We start from the raw sequence: 16429 nt of genomic DNA, 5'->3' as shown, positions 1-16429 counted from the left end.
TCAGCGGGTCCGCTTCACCCATGCCCGCACCACCAGCCCGATCAGGGCGGCGAACACCACCCATGACACCACATCGAAGATGCCGTCGCCGATCAGCGCACTCACCAGTCCCAGCACGCTCGCTGCGGCGATCCAGGCCGGGGCGGTGAACGGGCTGCCGTTCGGGGCGGAAGGGCGGCTCATGCGGCACCTCCGGTCTTCTCGGCACGTTCGATCTCGGTCACGCGTGCTTCAGTACTGCCGCGCTTGAACCACAGGTACAGGCCGCTGACCAACACCGCGATGGTGAGCAGGTCCAGCAGCGCCCAAAGGATCTTCAGCGGCAGCTTCCCGTAGTCGCCGAAGTGCAGCGGCTGGCTGAGCAGCAGCACGCTCATATAGGTGGGCAGCTGCGGTTGCGCGGTGAGCTCGCCGCTGACCGCGTCGATCAGCACCGGACGGTACAGGCGCTCGGTGAGCGGGGTGTTGCCCTGCATGAACACGCCATAGTGGTGGTCGCCGCTGTAGCCGGTGCCGGGGAAGCTGACGAAGGCCGGGCGCATCTCCGGCTCGGCGGCGCGCGCGGTATCCACCGCGGCCTGAAGGGAGGCGAGCGTGGTCGGCCGCGGCTGGCCGGCGTAGCGGGCCGCGAACTCACCCAGCTGTTCGCTCTGCCAGGCGCTTTCCAGCGGTTTGGCAATGGTGTTGATGGCGCCGGTGATGCCTACCACCAGGGCCCAGCCGAGGGTGACCACGCCGATCACGTTGTGCAGGTCCAGCCAGGCGAGGCGGCGGCTGCGGCCGGTGCGCAGGGTGCCGAAGCGCTGGCGACGCATGAAGGGTCCGTACAGCACCAGTCCGGAAATGATCGCCACCGCGAACAGCAGCCCCATCGCCCCCATGAACAGCATGCCGGGCAGGCCCAGGAACAGGTCGGTGTGCAGGCGCAGGATGAAATACATCACCCCTTCGTTGAACTGCGCGGCCGGCACCACGGCGCCGCTGCTGCTGTCCAGCAGGGCGGTCTTCATCTGCGGCGGCGGGGTGTCGGCGCGCTCACCGGTGTTTACGTACATCGTGTTCGCTTCCGGGTCCCAACCCACGAACAACGGTACGTTGCCCGGGTACTGGGCCAGCGCGGTCTTGACCTGTTCGTCGTAATCGCGCGCCGGTCCGGGGCTGGCCGTCTGTTCCGCATGCGGCTCGAGCAGGTGGTCGATCTCCTCGCCGAAGATCAGCGGCAGGCCGGTGATGCACAACAGCAGCAGGAACAACGTGCAGATCAGGCTGGTCCACTTGTGGACCAGGAACCAGGCTTTGATGGTGGAGCGTTGCATTGAGTTCTCTGGCGGCGGCTGGAGAGGTGTAGGTTTGCGGTTGCCGGCCAGCGGCCGGCACTACGGTAATGCGTCGATGTACGGTGATGATGTAGTGCCGGCCGCTGGCCGGCATGCCGTCAGAACCGATAGCTGATCGTTCCGGTCACGGTACGCGGATTACCGGTGAAGCAGTCGCCGAAGTTGCGGCACGGCGCGAAGTACTTCTTGTCCGACAGGTTGGTGATGTTCAACGCCATGGTCCAGTCGGTCACCTGGATTTCAGCCAGCGCATCGACCAGCGTGTAGCTCGGAGTGCGGATGAAACCACCGAAGCCCAGCGACTGGGTATTGCCCACGTAACGGCCGCCGATGCCCAGGCGCAGGCGCGAAACGTCGTCGATCTGGAAGCCCTTGGCCACCCACAGCGAGGCCAGCTCCTGCGGCGTGTCGTTGAGGCGCTGGTTCACTTCCATCGCGAAGTTGCTCCTGGTCACCTTGGCGCGGTTGCGCGAATAGGCACCGGTCAGCGTGATGTCGTGCGCGAATGTGAACTGGCCCTCCAGTTCGACGCCCTTGGACTCGATCTCGCCGGTCTGGACCACGTTCAGCGGATTCTCCGGGTCATTGGTCTGGCGGTTGGTCTCGGTGATGCGGTACGCCGCGACGGTGACCAGCATGTTCGCGGCCGGCTGCCACTTCACGCCACCTTCCCACTGGTCGCCCTGCATCGGCTTGAACGCGTTGCCGTAGATATCCTGCCCGGTGACCGGCAGGAACGACTCGCTGTAACTGATGTACGGCGACACCCCGGCGCCGATCTCGCCGATCAGGCCCGCGCGCCAGGTGGTGGCGTTGTCGGTCTGGCTCGGCAGGCCTTCGGTCTTGCTGCGCGCATGGTCGCGGCGCGCGCCCAGTACCAGCGAAACACGGTCGGCCCAGCGGATCTGGTCCTGCAGGTACACGCCCAGCTGCGTGGTCTGCTGGTCGGGCAGGCGGTTCCAGCCGTTGATGGTCACGCCGGTGGAGACCGGGGCGTAGATGTCGATCGGGGTCGGGGTCGCATCCAGCTGCAGCGCGTCCTCGCGGTAGTCGCTGTAGTCCACGCCGGCCAGCAGCATGTGCTGGAAGGCACCGGTGGCGAAGTCGAACTGCACCGCGGTGTCGCTGGTCAGCGAGCGCACGTCCGGACGCACGCCGTAGGCGTTGCGGTTGACCACGCGCTTGTCGGCGTCGATGAACGGGTCCAGCGGATTGCTGTAGGCGTCCGGGTACAGCTCGCGGAACTCGGTCTTGCCATCCAGGTAGCGCACCGAGGAGCGCAGGCTCACGCTGTCGTTGAAGCGATGGTCGAACAGCGCGGTCACGCTGTACACGCGCGAATCGAGCGTGTCGAAGTCGTTGTCGCCCAGGAAGGTGGACGGGTCCAGGCGCGGCGTGCCGGCCGGCGCGTGCAGCGTGGCCACCACCGGCAGGAACTGCTGGCTCGAGGCGGTCTTGTCGTGCTGGTAGCTGGTCAGCACGGTGAGGTTGGTGCGCTCGCCGCGCCAGCTGATCGAGGGCGCGATATAGATGCGGTCGTCGTCGATCTCGTCGGTCTGCATGCCGCTGTCGCGGACCAGGCCGACCACGCGGGCGGCCACGGTGCCGGCCTCATTGAGCGTGCCGCCGATGTCGCCCTGGAACTGCTTGCGGTCGAAATTGCCGAGCTGCACGCCCACTTCGCCGCCCATGTCGGTGTAGGTGGGGCGCTTGGTCATGGCGTTGATGATGCCGCCGGTCGCGCCGGCGCCGTACAGCACCGAGGACGGGCCACGCAGCACTTCCACGCGCTCCAGGCCGTACACCTCGGTACGCGCCAGCGGGCTGAAGCCGTAGCTGCGGCGCAGGCCGTCCAGGTACTGCACCGGGTCCAGCCCGCGCACCGTGCTGCCGTCGCTGCGGGTGTCCAGGCCATAGGCGTCCGCGGTCACGCCGGCGCTGTAGCGCAGGGTCTCCTGAAGGTTCCGCGCCCCCCGGTCGGTGAACAGCTCGCTGGTGATCACACTGATCGCCTGCGGGGTCTGGGTCAGCGGGGTGTCGGTCTTGGTCGCGGTGCTGGCGCGGTCGGCGACCACGCTGACCGCATCCAGGGTACGCGCGGTGCTGGCGTCCTGGGCCTGGGCCACGGCCGACGCCAGCAGGGTGGGAACCAGCAGCAACAGGGGCGAGCGGCGCGACAGGGCAGGCATGGGCGGGATTCCGGGAGTGAGGGCCGGATTATCGGGAGGTGAGGATGCGAACGCAAATGACTCTCAGCTTCAAAAGTCCCGGAACGGGCTTCATCTGCCTGAAACATCCCCTGCACGGTCCGTAGGCGGCCACCCACCTAACGTAGATCGTCCCCACGCAGTTTGATGGAGACGCCCATGAATACCCTGCAGACCGCCGCCCGGGCGATGCGCAATGGCCTGGAAGAAATGGCGGCCCTGCTGGTCGGGGAACGCGCTGAAGACCTGCGCCGCGACGATACCGCCGCCCCCGGGGTGGGCATCCCCATGCCACGCCGCCTGCCGCTGCGCCGGACGTTGCCGCGGGCGCGCAAGGGCATGGCGCCCTGGCAGAAGGTCGGGGCGGCGCGCCGTAGCTGAACAGGCAAACAGGTTGCACACACCGGGTTGTGGCTAACTAGCGCCCCGACCAACCGACGGACCGATGTGTGAAGAGTGCAGGACGATGGGTGCTGGCCATGCTGATGCTGGCGGCAGCGCTGTGGGTGGCGGGACTGTTGGCCTACCAGTTGCCCGGACCGGGCTGGATCAAGGGCGTGGCGGTGCTGGCATGGGGTGGGTTCGCGCTGGCCACAACGGTTGCAGTGGGCCGCGCCCGGGCCGGTCGTTGGCCAGGGCCGATATTTCTCGCCGTGCTCGTCCTGTGCGGAGTCTGGTGGCTGCTGCTCAGCCCGAGGCAGGACCGGGTCTGGGCAGACGATGTCGCGCAACGCCTCAAGGTCGTCGATTTCGACGGTACCCGCGTTGTGCTGGACAACGTGCGCAACTTCACCTGGCGCAGCGAAGACGACCATGACGTGCGCTGGGAGCGCCGCGAATACGACCTGGACCAGCTGCGTTCTGCCGATCTGGTGATGTCGTACTGGATGGGGCCGCTGATCGCGCATACGCTGGTGTCATTCGGGTTCGCCGACGGCCGCCAGCTGGTGTTTTCGCTGGAGATCCGCAAGGAGCGTGGCGAATCGTTCTCCGCGCTGGGCGGGTTCTTCCGCAAATTCGAGATGACCCTGGTCGCGGCCGAGGAAACCGATATCGTGCGGGTGCGCAGCAACGTGCGCGGTGAGGACGTATACCTGTATCGCCTCAAGGGCATGACCCGGGAACAGCTCAAGGGTCTGTTCGTCTCCTACCTGGGCGAGGCGCGCAGGCTGGATGCCGCACCGGCGTTCTACAACACGTTGACCAGCAACTGCACCACCATCGTGTACGAGCTGGCGAAACAGATCGCGCCGGGCCTGCCGCTGGACTACCGGCTGCTGGTGTCGGGCTACTTCGCCGAATATGCGCGCGACCTGGGGGTACTGACGCCCGGCGTGGACTTCGCCACCTTGAAGGCACGCGGACGCATCACCGACCGCGCACGCGCTGCCGGCGACGACCCGCGCTTCTCCGCACTGATCCGCCAGGGCGTGCCCGGCATCGCCGCGGAGCCGCAGCGATGAGCCGCTGGCTGCCCCGCGGCGCCCCGCTGCTGGCCCTGGTGCTGTCGCTGCTGCTGTCCAGCGGCTGCGCGATGGTGACGATGAAGCAGGTGTCGCCGACCGATTACCTGGCCAACAAGCGCGGCGACGTGCTGACCTCCGGCCGCTTCAGCATGGCCTCGCAGGAAACGCTGAGCGTGATCGGACTGGACGTGTCGCTGTGCGAGAAGGACGTGGTGGCCTGCGAGAAGACCCTCAAGGACACCCGCGACCTGCCCGAGGAACAGCGGTTGTCGGCGCTGTCCGAGCTGTGGGTGAAGAACGCGCTCGAGCTGACCCCCAAACCCAAGGACCGGGAAAAGACCCCGATGTCCGAGGCGGCGCTGGATGCCTGGCTGGAAGCCGCGCGCTATGCCTACGCCTACCTGTTCTTCAGCGGGCGCACGCCGTCCGACCGCGCCTTCGAGGATCGCCAGACCCAGGTGCGCGACTACTACAACTATGCCGCCGAGCAGACTGCCACGCTGGTGTTCAAGCGCAGCCGCGAAAGCGCGCTGGAAGGCGAAGACTACAACGCTGCCGTGGCCGGTGAGCGCTGGACGCTGACCTCGGACTTCGACCAGCTCCGCCTGACCAGCATTCCCACCACCATGGTATCGGCCTCGTCGGTGAGCTTTGCAGGGCTGCGCAGCACCTACCGGCGCGACGGCTTCGGTGCCGAGCTGGTAGTGGTGATGGACCCGCCCAAGCTGATCGCACCGGTAGACGGCGAGAAGGTGCAGATCCCGCAGTACAGCGAAATGTCCTCGATCAACGCCACTGCGCTGCTGCGCTTCAAGGGCGACACCCTGCAACAGGTGCTGGACACCACCCAGGTGCTGTTCGACGTGTACTCGCCCGAGTCCACCGAAAGCGTGGAGCTGCATGGCGAGAAGGTGCCGCTGGCCGGCAACTTCACTGCCGCGTACGGCATGTGGCTGGCCCAGTCCGGCTTCGCCACGCAGTCGCTGCGTACGTTGTTCGGGCTCAGCGAGGGCATCGCCGAACCGCACATGTACCTGATGCAGCCGTGGGACCCGAACCGCCGCATCATCTTCATGCTGCATGGCCTGGGCAGCAGCCCGGAAGCGTGGGTCAACGTGGCCAACGAGATCCTGGGCGACCCGGAGCTGCGCCGCCATTTCCAGGTCTGGCAGGTGTACTACCCGACCAATGCGCCGATCGCGCTGAACCGTTTTGAGATCGACCAGGCGTTCAACAACACGCTGCGCCACTTCGATCCCAGCGGCAACGCGCCGGCATCGAAGGACATGGTGTTCATCGGCCACAGCATGGGCGGCGTGCTGGCGCGCCTGCTGGTCACCAGTTCCGGTGAGACGCTGTGGGACCAGCTGCTGGCCAACTACGACCTCAAGGGTGAGCGGCTCAAGCGGGTGCAGGCCAAGCTGGGCCCGCTGCTGCATTTCGACGCCGAACCGAACGTGGAGCGGGCCATCTTCATCGCCGCCCCGCACAAGGGCACCGATATTGCCGGCAATCGGGTGGGACGTTTCATCGGCCGCCTGGTGCGCCTGCCGATCACGCTGCTGGGCAAGTTCGAGGACGTTTTCCAGACCCTGCAGCAGGCCGAAGTGCAGTCGGCGCAGGCGACCAAACTGCAGATCCCCAACAGCATCGACAACCTCAAGGCCAGCGACCCTTTCGTGAAGGCGTCCTCGGCGCTGCCGATCATGCCGGGCCTGAAGTACCACTCGATCATCGCCCAGCGTAAAGCCAGCGTGCCGCTGGAACGGTCCGACGATGGGCTGGTGCCGTACTGGAGCGCGCACCTGCCGGGTGCGGTGTCGGAGAAGGTGATCATCTCCGGTCACAGCGTGCAGGAGACCCCGCAGGCGGTGTTGGAGATCCGGCGGATCCTGCGCGAGGATCTTGAGGCGATGGATGGAAAAACCCCGTAGAGCGGGGCTCTGCCCCGCTGCACGCGGCGCCGGCTCCGCAGCCACGCAGGGCGTGGCTCTACCGGGGTGTCATACGCGCCTTGCGACCACAACGCTGGCGGCAGCCAGCAACAGCATGATCGCGAACGTCTGCAGGTAACCCAGGGTTACGTCCACCGACAGCATCCACGCGAACAGCGATCCGGACACGGCCAGCGTGGTGGCCACGGCCAGCGCTTCGCTCAGCTGCAATGCCGAGGTGTTGGCGCCCTGCTGCGCAGGCGGTGACAGCGACAGCGTCAGCACCGACAGGCTCGGATAGATCAGGCCCATGCCCAGTCCGGTCAGCGTCCACCCGGCCAGCGCCAACCACAGCGGAACGCCGGGCTGGATCGCCAGCGCGGTGCCGATGATGCCGGCGCACATCAGCAGCGCACCGGCACCCAGCAGGGTTCGCCGCGACATGCCCTGGCCCTGGTGGCCCTGGAACCAGGAACCGCTGAACCAGCCCAGTGCGCCCAGGCTCAAGGCCACCCCGGCCAGCAGCGGGCTCAGGCCGCGTTCGCGCTGCAGGAGCAGCGGCAGGAACGCCTCGCAGCCGAAGAACGCCGACGCCGCGATCCCGCGCAGGGCGATCACGCTGGGCAGGCCGCGCCGCAGCCGCAGCGTGCCCTGCGGCAGCAGTTTCCAGCTGCACAACACCAGCAGCGCGATGGCCGGCAGCAGCACTGCCAGCGCCGGCCAGCCGACCTGCTGACCGCCCACGTACAGCAGCAGCGCGCCCAGTGAGGCACCGATCGCCCAGCGCACCACGCTGCGGTTGGATCCGACGCCAACGGCCAGTGGTGGCACCGCGCGCAGCGCCGGCCGCAGCAGCAGTGCGGCCGGAATGGCCAGCAGCGGCACGCCCAGGAACACCCAGCGCCAGCCCAGGTGCTGCACGATCAACCCGCTGATCGCCGGACCGATCAACGACGGCACCACCCAGCCGGCCGAGAACGCGGCGAACACGCGCGGGCGCAGCGACTCGGGGAAGGTGCGGCCCACCAGCACGTACAGCGCCACCGAAATCGCGCCCGCGCCCAGCCCTTGAAGCAGGCGGCCCAGTACCAGCACCGGCATGTGCTGTGCGAAACCGGCGACCAGCAGGCCAGCGATGAAACAGGCCAGGCCCAGCCACAGCGGGCGCGCCGGGCCCAGCCGGTCGCTCCAGCGTCCGGCCAGGGTCATGCCGATCACGCTGGTGGCCAGGGTGCCGCCGAAGGCGAGTGCATACAGGCGCAGCCCGTCCAGGTCGTGGGCGACGGTGGGCATGGCGGCGGCGACTGCGAGCGCTTCGAACGCATGCAGGGAGACCAGCGCCACCATGCCGACGGTGGTGGCGCGGTAGCGCGGCGAGAGGATCGACGGGGGTGCGTCGGTGGCGGGCAGTGAAGCGACATCGGAAGACATGTGCAATCCAGGCAACGAAGGTGCGTGGCGCTTGCAGCGCGCCACGAGGTGCCGCACGATGACACCTGAACCAAGGTTGAGGTCAAGCGGTGATCGCGCAGGAGCTGAGTGTAGGCGAGGTGGCACGGCGCAGTGGCGTGGCGGTATCGGCGCTGCACTTCTATGAACGCAAGGGATTGATCCGCAGCCTGCGTACTGCCGGCAACCAGCGGCGTTTCAGTCGTGACGTGCTGCGCCGGTTGGCGGTGATCCGCGTGGCGCAGCGGGTGGGCATGCCGCTGGAGGCGGTGGCCCATGCCTTTGCCGCGCTGCCGGAAAACAAGACGCCGACGCGTGCCGAGTGGGGGAAGATGTCGGCGCTGTGGCGCGCCGAGCTGGACCAGCGGATCGAGGAATTGCTGCTGCTGCGCGACCAGCTCACCGATTGCATCGGGTGCGGGTGCCTGTCGTTGAAGCGGTGCCGGTTGGCCAATCCCGGCGATGCGCTGGGCGAGCAGGGGGATGGGCCGCAACGTTGGGGGTAGTGGCTGCGGCCAGCACCGCTTGGGACACGCATGGCGTGTCTCTACGCGGAACGCCCGCTGCGTAGCGACACGCCATGCGTGTCCCACGCGGTGCTGGTACGTTCGACCCGCTCAATCGTTCGCCGCAGACAACGTCTTCCCCCGCTCGGTAGCGGCCTCGATCGCCCGCCCGACCATCGCTTTGAAACCGTCGGCCTGGAAACTTTCGATCGCCGCCTGCGTGGTGCCGTTCGGCGAGGTCACCCGGCGCCGCAGCTCGGCCGGGGCTTCGCCTGACTCTTCCAGCATGCGGCTGGCGCCCAGCAACGTCTGCACCACCAGCGTGCGTGCGGCCTCCGGTGCCAGCCCCTGTGCGATCCCGGCTGCTTCCATCGCCTCGGCCAGCAGGAACACATAGGCCGGGCCGCTGCCGGACACGGCGGTCACCGCGTCCATGCGCGCTTCGTCGTCGATCCACACCGTGCGCCCGGCACTGGCCAGTACGGTGTCCGCCAGCGCGCGCTGCTCCTCGCTGACGCCGTCGGTGGCGAACAGGCCGGTGACCCCCGCGCCGAGCAGCGCCGGGGTGTTGGGCATCGCGCGCACCACCGCGCCATGGCCGCCCAGCCAGCGCGCCAGCTGCGCACTGGTGATGCCGGCGGCGATGGAGACCACCAGCGGCTGCAGGCGCGCGGCAGGCTCGGCCAGCGTGGTGCAGACCTCGCGCAGGACCTGGGGCTTCACCGCCAGCACCCACACCGCGCCCTGTGCGGCAGCGTCGGCGGCATCGCTGTAGGTGGTGACCCCGAACTCGGCGCTGAGCTGCTCGCGCAGGGCGGCGACCGGTTCGGCCACATGGATCTGGCCGGGCGCCGCGCCCTGGCGGACCAGCCCGGCAATCAGGCTGCGGGCCATGTTGCCGCCGCCGATGAAGGTGATGGGAGCAGTCGTCATGAAGGGTCCTTGTTGGGGGAGGGGCGGGCGCCGAACAGTGCGGTGCCGACCCGGACCATGGTCGCGCCATGGGCAATGGCCTCGGGGTAGTCGCTGCTCATGCCCATGGAAAGGGTATCCACCTGCGGATAGCGCGCGGCCAGCCCTGCAAACAGCCCGTGCATACGCTCGAACGCCTGCTGGCGGCGCGCGGCGTCCGGCCAGGGCGCGGGAATGGCCATCAGCCCGCGCAGGCACAGCTGTGGCTCGGCCGCGATGGCGGCGGCGAGTGCCGGCACTGCGTCCGGTGTGCAGCCGTGCTTGCTGCCTTCGTCGTCGATATTGACCTGCACCAGCACGTTCAACGGCGCCAGCGTGTCCGGTCGATGCGCGGCCAGGGCCGCCACCAGCTTGGGCCGGTCCACGCTCTGCACCCAGTCGAAGCGTTGCGCGGCCAGCTCGGCCTTGTTCGACTGCAGGTGCCCGATCAGGTGCCACTCCAGTCCCAACGGCGCCAGCGCCTCGATCTTGGCCACCGCTTCCTGCACGTAATTCTCGCCAAAGGCGCGCTGGCCCTGCGCCGCCAGTGCAGCCACCGCCTCGGCCGGCTGGGTCTTGGACACCGCCAGCAGGCGCGGGGGTGGCCGCCCGGCGGCCGTGGCCGCGTTGTGCAGGTTCAGCAACAGGGTGGGCAGGGGCAGGGCGGTCACGGGCAGGTACTCAAGGGACAGTTTCCCGGCGGATCAGGGAGGCTATACTGCCGACCGGGGAAAGATCCTTCCAGTCGCAGCAGTCTATGGGGAGTAGCAGCGTATGGATATCGCCGAACTGTTGGCGTTTTCCGTTAAGAACAAGGCGTCGGACCTTCATCTGTCGGCAGGCCTGCCGCCGATGATCCGCGTCGACGGCGATGTCCGTCGCATCAATATTCCGGCACTGGACCACAAGCAGGTCCATGCGCTCGTTTACGACATCATGTCGGACAAACAGCGCCGCGATTACGAGGAATTCCTCGAAGTCGACTTCTCGTTCGAGATTCCCAGCCTGGCGCGCTTCCGCGTCAACGCGTTCAACCAGAACCGTGGCGCCGGTGCGGTGTTCCGTACCATTCCGTCCGAGGTGCTGACCCTGGAAGACCTGGCGGTGCCGCCGATCTTCCGTGAGCTGATCGACCAGCCGCAGGGCCTGATCCTGGTCACCGGCCCGACCGGTTCGGGCAAGTCGACCACGCTGGCGGCGATGATCGACCACATCAACAAGAACGAATACGGCCACATCCTCACCGTCGAGGATCCGATCGAATTCGTGCACACCTCGCAGAAGTGCCTGATCAACCAGCGCGAAGTGCACCGCGACACGCACGGCTTCAACGAAGCGCTGCGTTCGGCACTGCGTGAAGACCCGGACATCATCCTGGTAGGCGAACTCCGCGACCTGGAAACCATCCGCCTGGCGCTGACCGCGGCCGAAACCGGCCACCTGGTGTTCGGCACCCTGCATACCAGTTCGGCGGCCAAGACCATCGACCGCATCATCGACGTGTTCCCCGCCGGCGAAAAGCCGATGGTTCGCTCGATGCTGTCCGAGTCGCTGCGCGCGGTGATTTCGCAGGCGCTGCTGAAGAAGGTTGGCGGTGGCCGTACGGCCGCGTGGGAAATCATGGTCGGCACCCCGGCCATCCGCAACCTGATCCGCGAGGACAAGGTGGCGCAGATGTACTCGGCGATCCAGACGGGCCAGCAGATGGGCATGATGACCCTGGACCAGCACCTGCAGGACCTGGTCAAGCGCAGCCTGATCACGCGCAACCAGGCCAAGGAATACGCCAAGGACAAGCGCATCTTCGAATGATGGTAGCGCCGGGCCCTGCCCGGCGGGTAGCGCTGGGCTCTGCCCAGCGGGTAGTGCCGGCCGCCGGCCGGCTCCAGGCAATCTTCGGAGCACACCGCAATGAACACCACCAGCACCACCATCGACTTCACCTCGTTCCTCAAGCTGATGGCGCACCAGAAGGCGTCGGACCTGTTCATCACCGCGGGCATGCCGCCGGCGATCAAGGTCAACGGCAAGATCTCGCCGATCACCCAGACCCCGCTGACGCCGCAGCAGAGCCGCGACCTGGTGCTGAACGTGATGACGCCGGCGCAGCGCGAAGAGTTCGAAAAGACCCACGAGTGCAACTTTGCCATCGGCCTGTCCGGTGTCGGCCGCTTCCGCGTGAGCTGCTTCTACCAGCGCAACCAGGTCGGCATGGTGCTGCGTCGGATCGAAACGCGCATTCCCACCGTGGAAGAGCTGAGCCTGCCGCCGATCATCAAGACGCTGGCGATGACCAAGCGCGGCATCATCCTGTTCGTGGGTGCCACCGGTACCGGCAAGTCGACCTCGCTGGCGGCGATGATCGGCTACCGCAACCTGAACTCCACCGGGCACATCATCACCATCGAAGACCCGATCGAGTTCGTGCACAAGCATGAAGGCTGCATCATCACCCAGCGCGAGGTCGGCATCGACACCGACAGCTGGGAAGCGGCGCTGAAGAACACCCTGCGCCAGGCGCCGGACGTGATCATGATCGGCGAAGTGCGTACCCGCGAAGGCATGGACCACGCCATCGCGTTCGCCGAAACCGGCCACCTGGTGCTGTGCACCCTGCATGCCAACAACGCCAACCAGGCAATGGACCGCATCATCAACTTCTTCCCGGAAGACCGTCGCAACCAACTGCTGATGGACCTGTCGCTGAACCTCAAGGGCGTGGTCGCCCAGCAGCTGGTCCCGTCGCCCGACGGCAAGTCGCGCAAGGTGGCGATGGAAATCATGCTGGGCACGCCGCTGGTGCAGGATTACATCCGCGACGGTGAGATCCACAAGCTCAAGGAAGTGATGAAGGAGTCGGTGCAGCTGGGCATGCGCACCTTCGACCAGAGCCTGTTCGAGCTCTACCAGGCCGGCGAGATCAGCTACGAAGACGCGCTGCGTTACGCCGATTCGCAGAACGAAGTGCGCCTGCGCATCAAACTCTCCCAGGGCGGTGACGCGCGTACGCTGTCGCAGGGGCTGGACGGGGTGGAGATTTCCGAAGTCCGCTGACACAGCGGATCCCGGGAAAAGGGGCGCGCGCGGTGCAATGCCGGCGCGCCCTTGCTGTACGTGGTGCTTCAAGGGGCCGGCACCGTGCCGGTAGCACTGTCATCGTAGAGAAGAATGCACATGGAATTGCATGATCCGTACCGCGCGCCGGCCACGTTTCCGACGCCTCCTGCCTTGCCGCGCGCCGTGCCTGACGCCGGAGCGTACGCCCAGCCGATCTCCGACGCGGCAGCCTATTACTCTCCTTCGTCCATGAAGATGGTGACGCTGTCGCTGACCACGCTGGGGCTGTACCCGGTGTACTGGTTCTGGCGAAAATGGCAAACGATCAAGCGCGAGACCGGGGGAACCCAATGGCCCTGGGCGCGCGCACTGTTCTCGCCACTCTGGGCGTACCTGTGTTTCAGCCAACTGCGCGACGCCGCCAGCAATCGTCGGCGCGACCTCGCGTTCGCGCCGGGCCTGCTGGCACTGGCCTACTTCCTGCTCAACCTTGCCAGCCGCCTGCCCAACGCCGGGTGGTTGCTGGCCCTGTTCGCCTTCGTGCCGCTGCTGCCGGTCAACAGCCTGCTGCGTCGCTACCACCAGGACGAACGGGTGGACATGGCGCAGATGGACCGGTTCAGTCCGCTGCACATCCTGGTAACGGTCGTCGGCGGTCTGTTCCTGTTGCTGCTGTTGATCGCCATGGCGATGAATCCGGAGGTCAGCCGCTAGTCGGTGGTGGAGCGCACGACCCACGGTCGTGCGCTGTCCCGGCCGCTGCCTGTCGATTTCCGCCCCGCAGGTTCGTCGTACCAGATGAACCCACCTGCGAGGAAACGGTCATGAACGACATCGCCCCGGTCAAAGGCCCCGCGTCTTACTTCCCATCCATTGAGAAAACCTATGGCCAACCGGTCGGGCATTGGCTGGCTCTATTGGCTACCCAGGGCGGGCTGAAGCACATGGCGCTGGTCGGCTTCCTGAAGGAGGCGCACGGGTTGGGCCACGGTCATGCCAACGCGCTGGTGGCCCACCACCTGAAGGGGCGGCCGGACTAGGCTCGGCCGAAACCCGCCAGATCCGGCCGATTGTTGCGGAACTGAATCATTTCACCTGCAACTGTCACGTCAATCGTGTCTAATACCGCTCCCCACGAGTCTGGCCCCACCCCCATGTCCCTTGAATCCCATGGCCCTGCGCCGTGCGACGACGCTGACGGCCATCTGGTCACCGCTGGCCCGCTGACCCCACCACCGGACAGCGCGGGCACCCTGGCCGACGAGAAAGCGCTGCGCCATTCGGTTGCCGAGGACGTGCAGGGCATGATCCTGGCCACTCTGGTGGCCTCGCTGGGCCTGGCGATCTTCGCCAAGGGCGGGCTGATGATCGGCGGCATGGCCGGGCTGGCGTTCCTGGCCCACTACGCCTTCGGCTGGAACTTCGGCGTGGTGTTCGTACTGGTCAACCTGCCGTTCTACTGGGTGGCGGTACGCCGCATGGGGTGGGAGTTCACCCTCAAGACCTTCGCTGCGGTTACCGCCTGTGGCGTGCTCGTCGACCTGCTGCCGCGCTGGGCCGACTTCGCCCATATGAGCTCGCTGTACTCGGCGCTGGTCGGCGGCGCGCTGGCCGGGCTGGGCATCCTGTTCTACATCCGCCACCGGGCCAGCCTGGGCGGCATCGGCATCCTGGCGGTATACCTGCAGCGCACCCGTGGCTGGAGCGCCGGCAAGGTGCAGATGTCGTTCGACACCCTGCTGATGGGCGTGGCGTTCTTCGTGCTCTCGCCGGACAAGGTGCTGTATTCGGCGATCGGCGCGGTGGTGCTCAGCCTGGTGCTGATGTTCAACCACCGCCCCGGCCGTTACATGGGCGTCTGAGCCCGCAATTTCGCCAACCGCTTGTAAACGGGGCAATCCTTGGCGTGCGCGCCGGGCAGATACCCCAGGCTCATCAGGAACTCGCCGGTGATCTCACCGCCGGTGAAGCGGAAGGTCTTCTTGAACAGCTTCACCCACTCGGCCTTGTCGCGCGGGTGGTGCGCGTCCAGCCAGGCCGCGAAACTGCCGTGGCTGGCCCGCAGCTGCTGGATCACCTGGGCGTTGTGGATCGCCGCATGCACCTTGAGCCGGTTGCGGATGATGCCCGGGTCGTTGAGCAGGCGCTCCACCTCGCGCTCGCCGTAGGCCGCCACCGTGTCCACGTCGAACTGGTCGTAGGCCGCGCGGAAGCCTTCGCGCTTCTTCAGGATGGTTTCCCAGCTCAGCCCGGCCTGGTTGATCTCCAGCAGCAGGCGCTCGAACAGCTCGCGTTCGTCGCGCTGCGGGAAGCCATATTCATGGTCATGGTAGTGACCGTGCACCGGGTGGCCCGGGGCGATGAGGCAGTAACCGCTCATGGGGAGTCTTCTTCGGCAGGGGGCGCTTCGAAGCCAAGTTTACGACCGCCGTCCACGCAGCGGGTGGTGGCTCACGCCCGTGTCAGGGCGCACCGGGTAGAATGGCCACATGTCCACGCTGCCCACTACGCTTGCCCATCACCTGCTGGTCGCGCTGCCGTCGCTGACCGATCCCACCTTTGCACGCACGGTGGCGTTGATCTGCCAGCACGACGAAAACGGCGCCATGGGGGTGCTGGTCAACCAGCCGTCCGAATACACGCTGGGCGATGTGCTGGCACAGATGGATATCCAGACCGACGATCGGGTGCTGCGCGACCAGGTGGTGCTCAATGGCGGCCCGGTCCATCCCGAGCGCGGCTTTGTCATCCATGACGACGCCAGCGGCTGGGATTCCAGCCTGCAGGTGGGCCAGGGCGTGTACCTGACCACCTCGCGCGACATCCTCGAAGCCATGGCCCGCGGCGAAGGCCCGCGCCATGCGCTGGTCACGCTGGGCTGTGCCGGCTGGACCGAAGGCCAGCTGGAAGCGGAGATCGCCGACAACAGCTGGCTGACCGTGCCGGCCGACGCCGAGCTGCTGTTCAACACCCCGCTGGAGCAGCGCTGGCAGGGCGCGGCGTCGCGCATCGGCGTGGACCTGTTCCGCCACACCGACTACAGCGGCCATGTCTGAGCCGGCCACCATCCGCCGCGACGGCACCGTGCTCGGCTTCGACGTCGGTTCGCGCCGGATCGGCGTGGCCATCGGCAGTTCGTTCGGTACCCATGCGCGTGCCATTGCAGTGGTGGACGTGCACGGCAACGGGCCCGACTGGGCCGCGGTCGAGCGGCTGATCAAGGAATGGCGACCTGATGGTCTGGTGGTGGGCGACCCGCTCACCCTGGACGGCCAGGACCAGCCCAACCGCAAGCGCGCGCAGGGCTTCGCCCGCCAGCTGCGGGAACGATTCAAACTGCCGGTGGTGCTGGTCGACGAGCGTTCCAGCTCGGTCGAAGCCGCGCGCCGGTTCGCCGTCGAGCGCGCCGAAGGCCGCAAGCGTCGCCGCGACGCGGCCACGCTGGATGCGGTGGCCGCCGCGGTCATCATCGAACGCTGGCTGTCTTCGCCCGACGACGCCACCCCCGTTTCCTGACCCCCC

18 protein-coding genes are annotated in these 16429 nt (G+C 67.1%); 11 read left to right on the top strand and 7 right to left on the bottom strand.

Annotation, left to right across the window (positions count from 1 at the left end; all coding sequences use genetic code 11):
• The 3 genes from C2U58_RS00970 to C2U58_RS00960 form a co-directional block, all read right to left on the bottom strand.
• Positions 1 to 183: a hypothetical protein gene (locus C2U58_RS00970; RefSeq protein WP_070208328.1), complete on the bottom strand. Its 183-nt coding sequence runs from the start codon at positions 181 to 183 to the stop codon at positions 1 to 3.
• Complete coding sequence (locus C2U58_RS00965; protein WP_102944167.1) at positions 180 to 1316, bottom strand: PepSY-associated TM helix domain-containing protein; 1137 nt, start codon at positions 1314 to 1316, stop codon at positions 180 to 182. The genes C2U58_RS00970 and C2U58_RS00965 overlap by 4 nt, the downstream gene beginning before the upstream one ends.
• A 119-nt stretch (positions 1317 to 1435) precedes the next feature.
• A complete protein-coding gene (locus C2U58_RS00960) occupies positions 1436 to 3526 on the bottom strand; it encodes a TonB-dependent siderophore receptor (protein WP_102944166.1) in 2091 nt (696 codons plus the stop codon).
• A 177-nt stretch (positions 3527 to 3703) separates the two neighbouring features.
• Between C2U58_RS00960 and C2U58_RS00955 the strand changes: the two genes are divergently transcribed.
• From C2U58_RS00955 to C2U58_RS00945, 3 genes are all read left to right on the top strand, one after another.
• Positions 3704 to 3925 (top strand): hypothetical protein, encoded by a 222-nt coding sequence (locus tag C2U58_RS00955; RefSeq protein ID WP_253256606.1) that lies wholly within the window; start codon positions 3704 to 3706, stop codon positions 3923 to 3925.
• Positions 3926 to 4029: 104 nt separating this feature from the next.
• Complete coding sequence (locus tag C2U58_RS00950) at positions 4030 to 5007, top strand: DUF4105 domain-containing protein (protein WP_102944268.1); 978 nt, start codon at positions 4030 to 4032, stop codon at positions 5005 to 5007.
• Positions 5004 to 6944, top strand: a complete 1941-nt coding sequence (locus C2U58_RS00945) for an alpha/beta fold hydrolase (RefSeq protein ID WP_102944165.1) — start codon at positions 5004 to 5006, stop codon at positions 6942 to 6944. Before C2U58_RS00950 ends, C2U58_RS00945 begins: the two co-directional genes overlap by 4 nt.
• 69 nt (positions 6945 to 7013) lie before the next feature.
• Here C2U58_RS00945 and C2U58_RS00940 read toward each other — a convergent pair whose 3' ends face one another.
• Positions 7014 to 8375, bottom strand: coding sequence for an MFS transporter (locus tag C2U58_RS00940; RefSeq protein WP_102944164.1), 1362 nt, complete (start codon positions 8373 to 8375; stop codon positions 7014 to 7016).
• Between the two features lie 89 nt (positions 8376 to 8464).
• On the opposite strand from C2U58_RS00940, the gene soxR reads away from it, so the two are divergent.
• Positions 8465 to 8899, top strand: a complete 435-nt coding sequence (gene soxR / locus C2U58_RS00935; protein WP_172448035.1) for a redox-sensitive transcriptional activator SoxR — start codon at positions 8465 to 8467, stop codon at positions 8897 to 8899.
• Between the two features lie 111 nt (positions 8900 to 9010).
• Here the strand turns inward: soxR and proC are convergent, their stop codons facing one another.
• Together proC and C2U58_RS00925 are read right to left on the bottom strand one after the other, a co-directional pair.
• Positions 9011 to 9832: a pyrroline-5-carboxylate reductase gene (proC, locus tag C2U58_RS00930; RefSeq protein WP_102944163.1), complete on the bottom strand. Its 822-nt coding sequence runs from the start codon at positions 9830 to 9832 to the stop codon at positions 9011 to 9013.
• Positions 9829 to 10485, bottom strand: a complete 657-nt coding sequence (locus tag C2U58_RS00925; protein ID WP_102944266.1) for a YggS family pyridoxal phosphate-dependent enzyme — start codon at positions 10483 to 10485, stop codon at positions 9829 to 9831. Before C2U58_RS00925 ends, proC begins: the two co-directional genes overlap by 4 nt.
• A gap of 139 nt (positions 10486 to 10624) precedes the next feature.
• Between C2U58_RS00925 and C2U58_RS00920 the strand changes: the two genes are divergently transcribed.
• From C2U58_RS00920 to C2U58_RS00900, 5 genes are all read left to right on the top strand, one after another.
• On the top strand, positions 10625 to 11662 hold the full coding sequence (locus C2U58_RS00920; protein ID WP_070208322.1) for a type IV pilus twitching motility protein PilT: 1038 nt from the start codon (positions 10625 to 10627) through the stop codon (positions 11660 to 11662).
• 99 nt (positions 11663 to 11761) lie between these two features.
• Positions 11762 to 12904 (top strand): PilT/PilU family type 4a pilus ATPase, encoded by a 1143-nt coding sequence (locus tag C2U58_RS00915; RefSeq protein WP_102944162.1) that lies wholly within the window; start codon positions 11762 to 11764, stop codon positions 12902 to 12904.
• 120 nt (positions 12905 to 13024) lie between these two features.
• Entirely contained in the window at positions 13025 to 13621 is a 597-nt protein-coding gene (locus tag C2U58_RS00910) for a hypothetical protein (RefSeq protein WP_146033380.1), read from the top strand.
• Positions 13622 to 13731: 110 nt separating this feature from the next.
• Positions 13732 to 13947, top strand: a complete 216-nt coding sequence (locus C2U58_RS00905; RefSeq protein ID WP_102944160.1) for a DUF4287 domain-containing protein — start codon at positions 13732 to 13734, stop codon at positions 13945 to 13947.
• 114 nt (positions 13948 to 14061) lie between these two features.
• Positions 14062 to 14769: a YitT family protein gene (locus C2U58_RS00900; protein WP_172448033.1), complete on the top strand. Its 708-nt coding sequence runs from the start codon at positions 14062 to 14064 to the stop codon at positions 14767 to 14769.
• Here C2U58_RS00900 and C2U58_RS00895 read toward each other — a convergent pair.
• Positions 14754 to 15287 (bottom strand): DNA-3-methyladenine glycosylase I, encoded by a 534-nt coding sequence (locus tag C2U58_RS00895; protein WP_102944159.1) that lies wholly within the window; start codon positions 15285 to 15287, stop codon positions 14754 to 14756. The two genes, C2U58_RS00900 and C2U58_RS00895, sit on opposite strands and share 16 nt — an antisense overlap.
• Positions 15288 to 15396: 109 nt before the next feature.
• Here C2U58_RS00895 and C2U58_RS00890 point away from each other — a divergent pair, with 109 nt between their 5' ends.
• Together C2U58_RS00890 and ruvX are read left to right on the top strand one after the other, a co-directional pair.
• Positions 15397 to 15963: a YqgE/AlgH family protein gene (locus C2U58_RS00890; protein ID WP_102944158.1), complete on the top strand. Its 567-nt coding sequence runs from the start codon at positions 15397 to 15399 to the stop codon at positions 15961 to 15963.
• A complete protein-coding gene (gene ruvX / locus C2U58_RS00885; protein ID WP_070206694.1) occupies positions 15956 to 16423 on the top strand; it encodes a Holliday junction resolvase RuvX in 468 nt (155 codons plus the stop codon). Before C2U58_RS00890 ends, ruvX begins: the two co-directional genes overlap by 8 nt.
• The last annotated feature ends 6 nt before the right edge of the window (positions 16424 to 16429 follow it).

It is taken from the genome of Stenotrophomonas sp. VV52, from assembly GCF_002893095.1.
Classification (GTDB): domain Bacteria; phylum Pseudomonadota; class Gammaproteobacteria; order Xanthomonadales; family Xanthomonadaceae; genus Stenotrophomonas; species Stenotrophomonas aracearum.
This window is presented reverse-complemented; position numbering and strand designations above follow the sequence as displayed.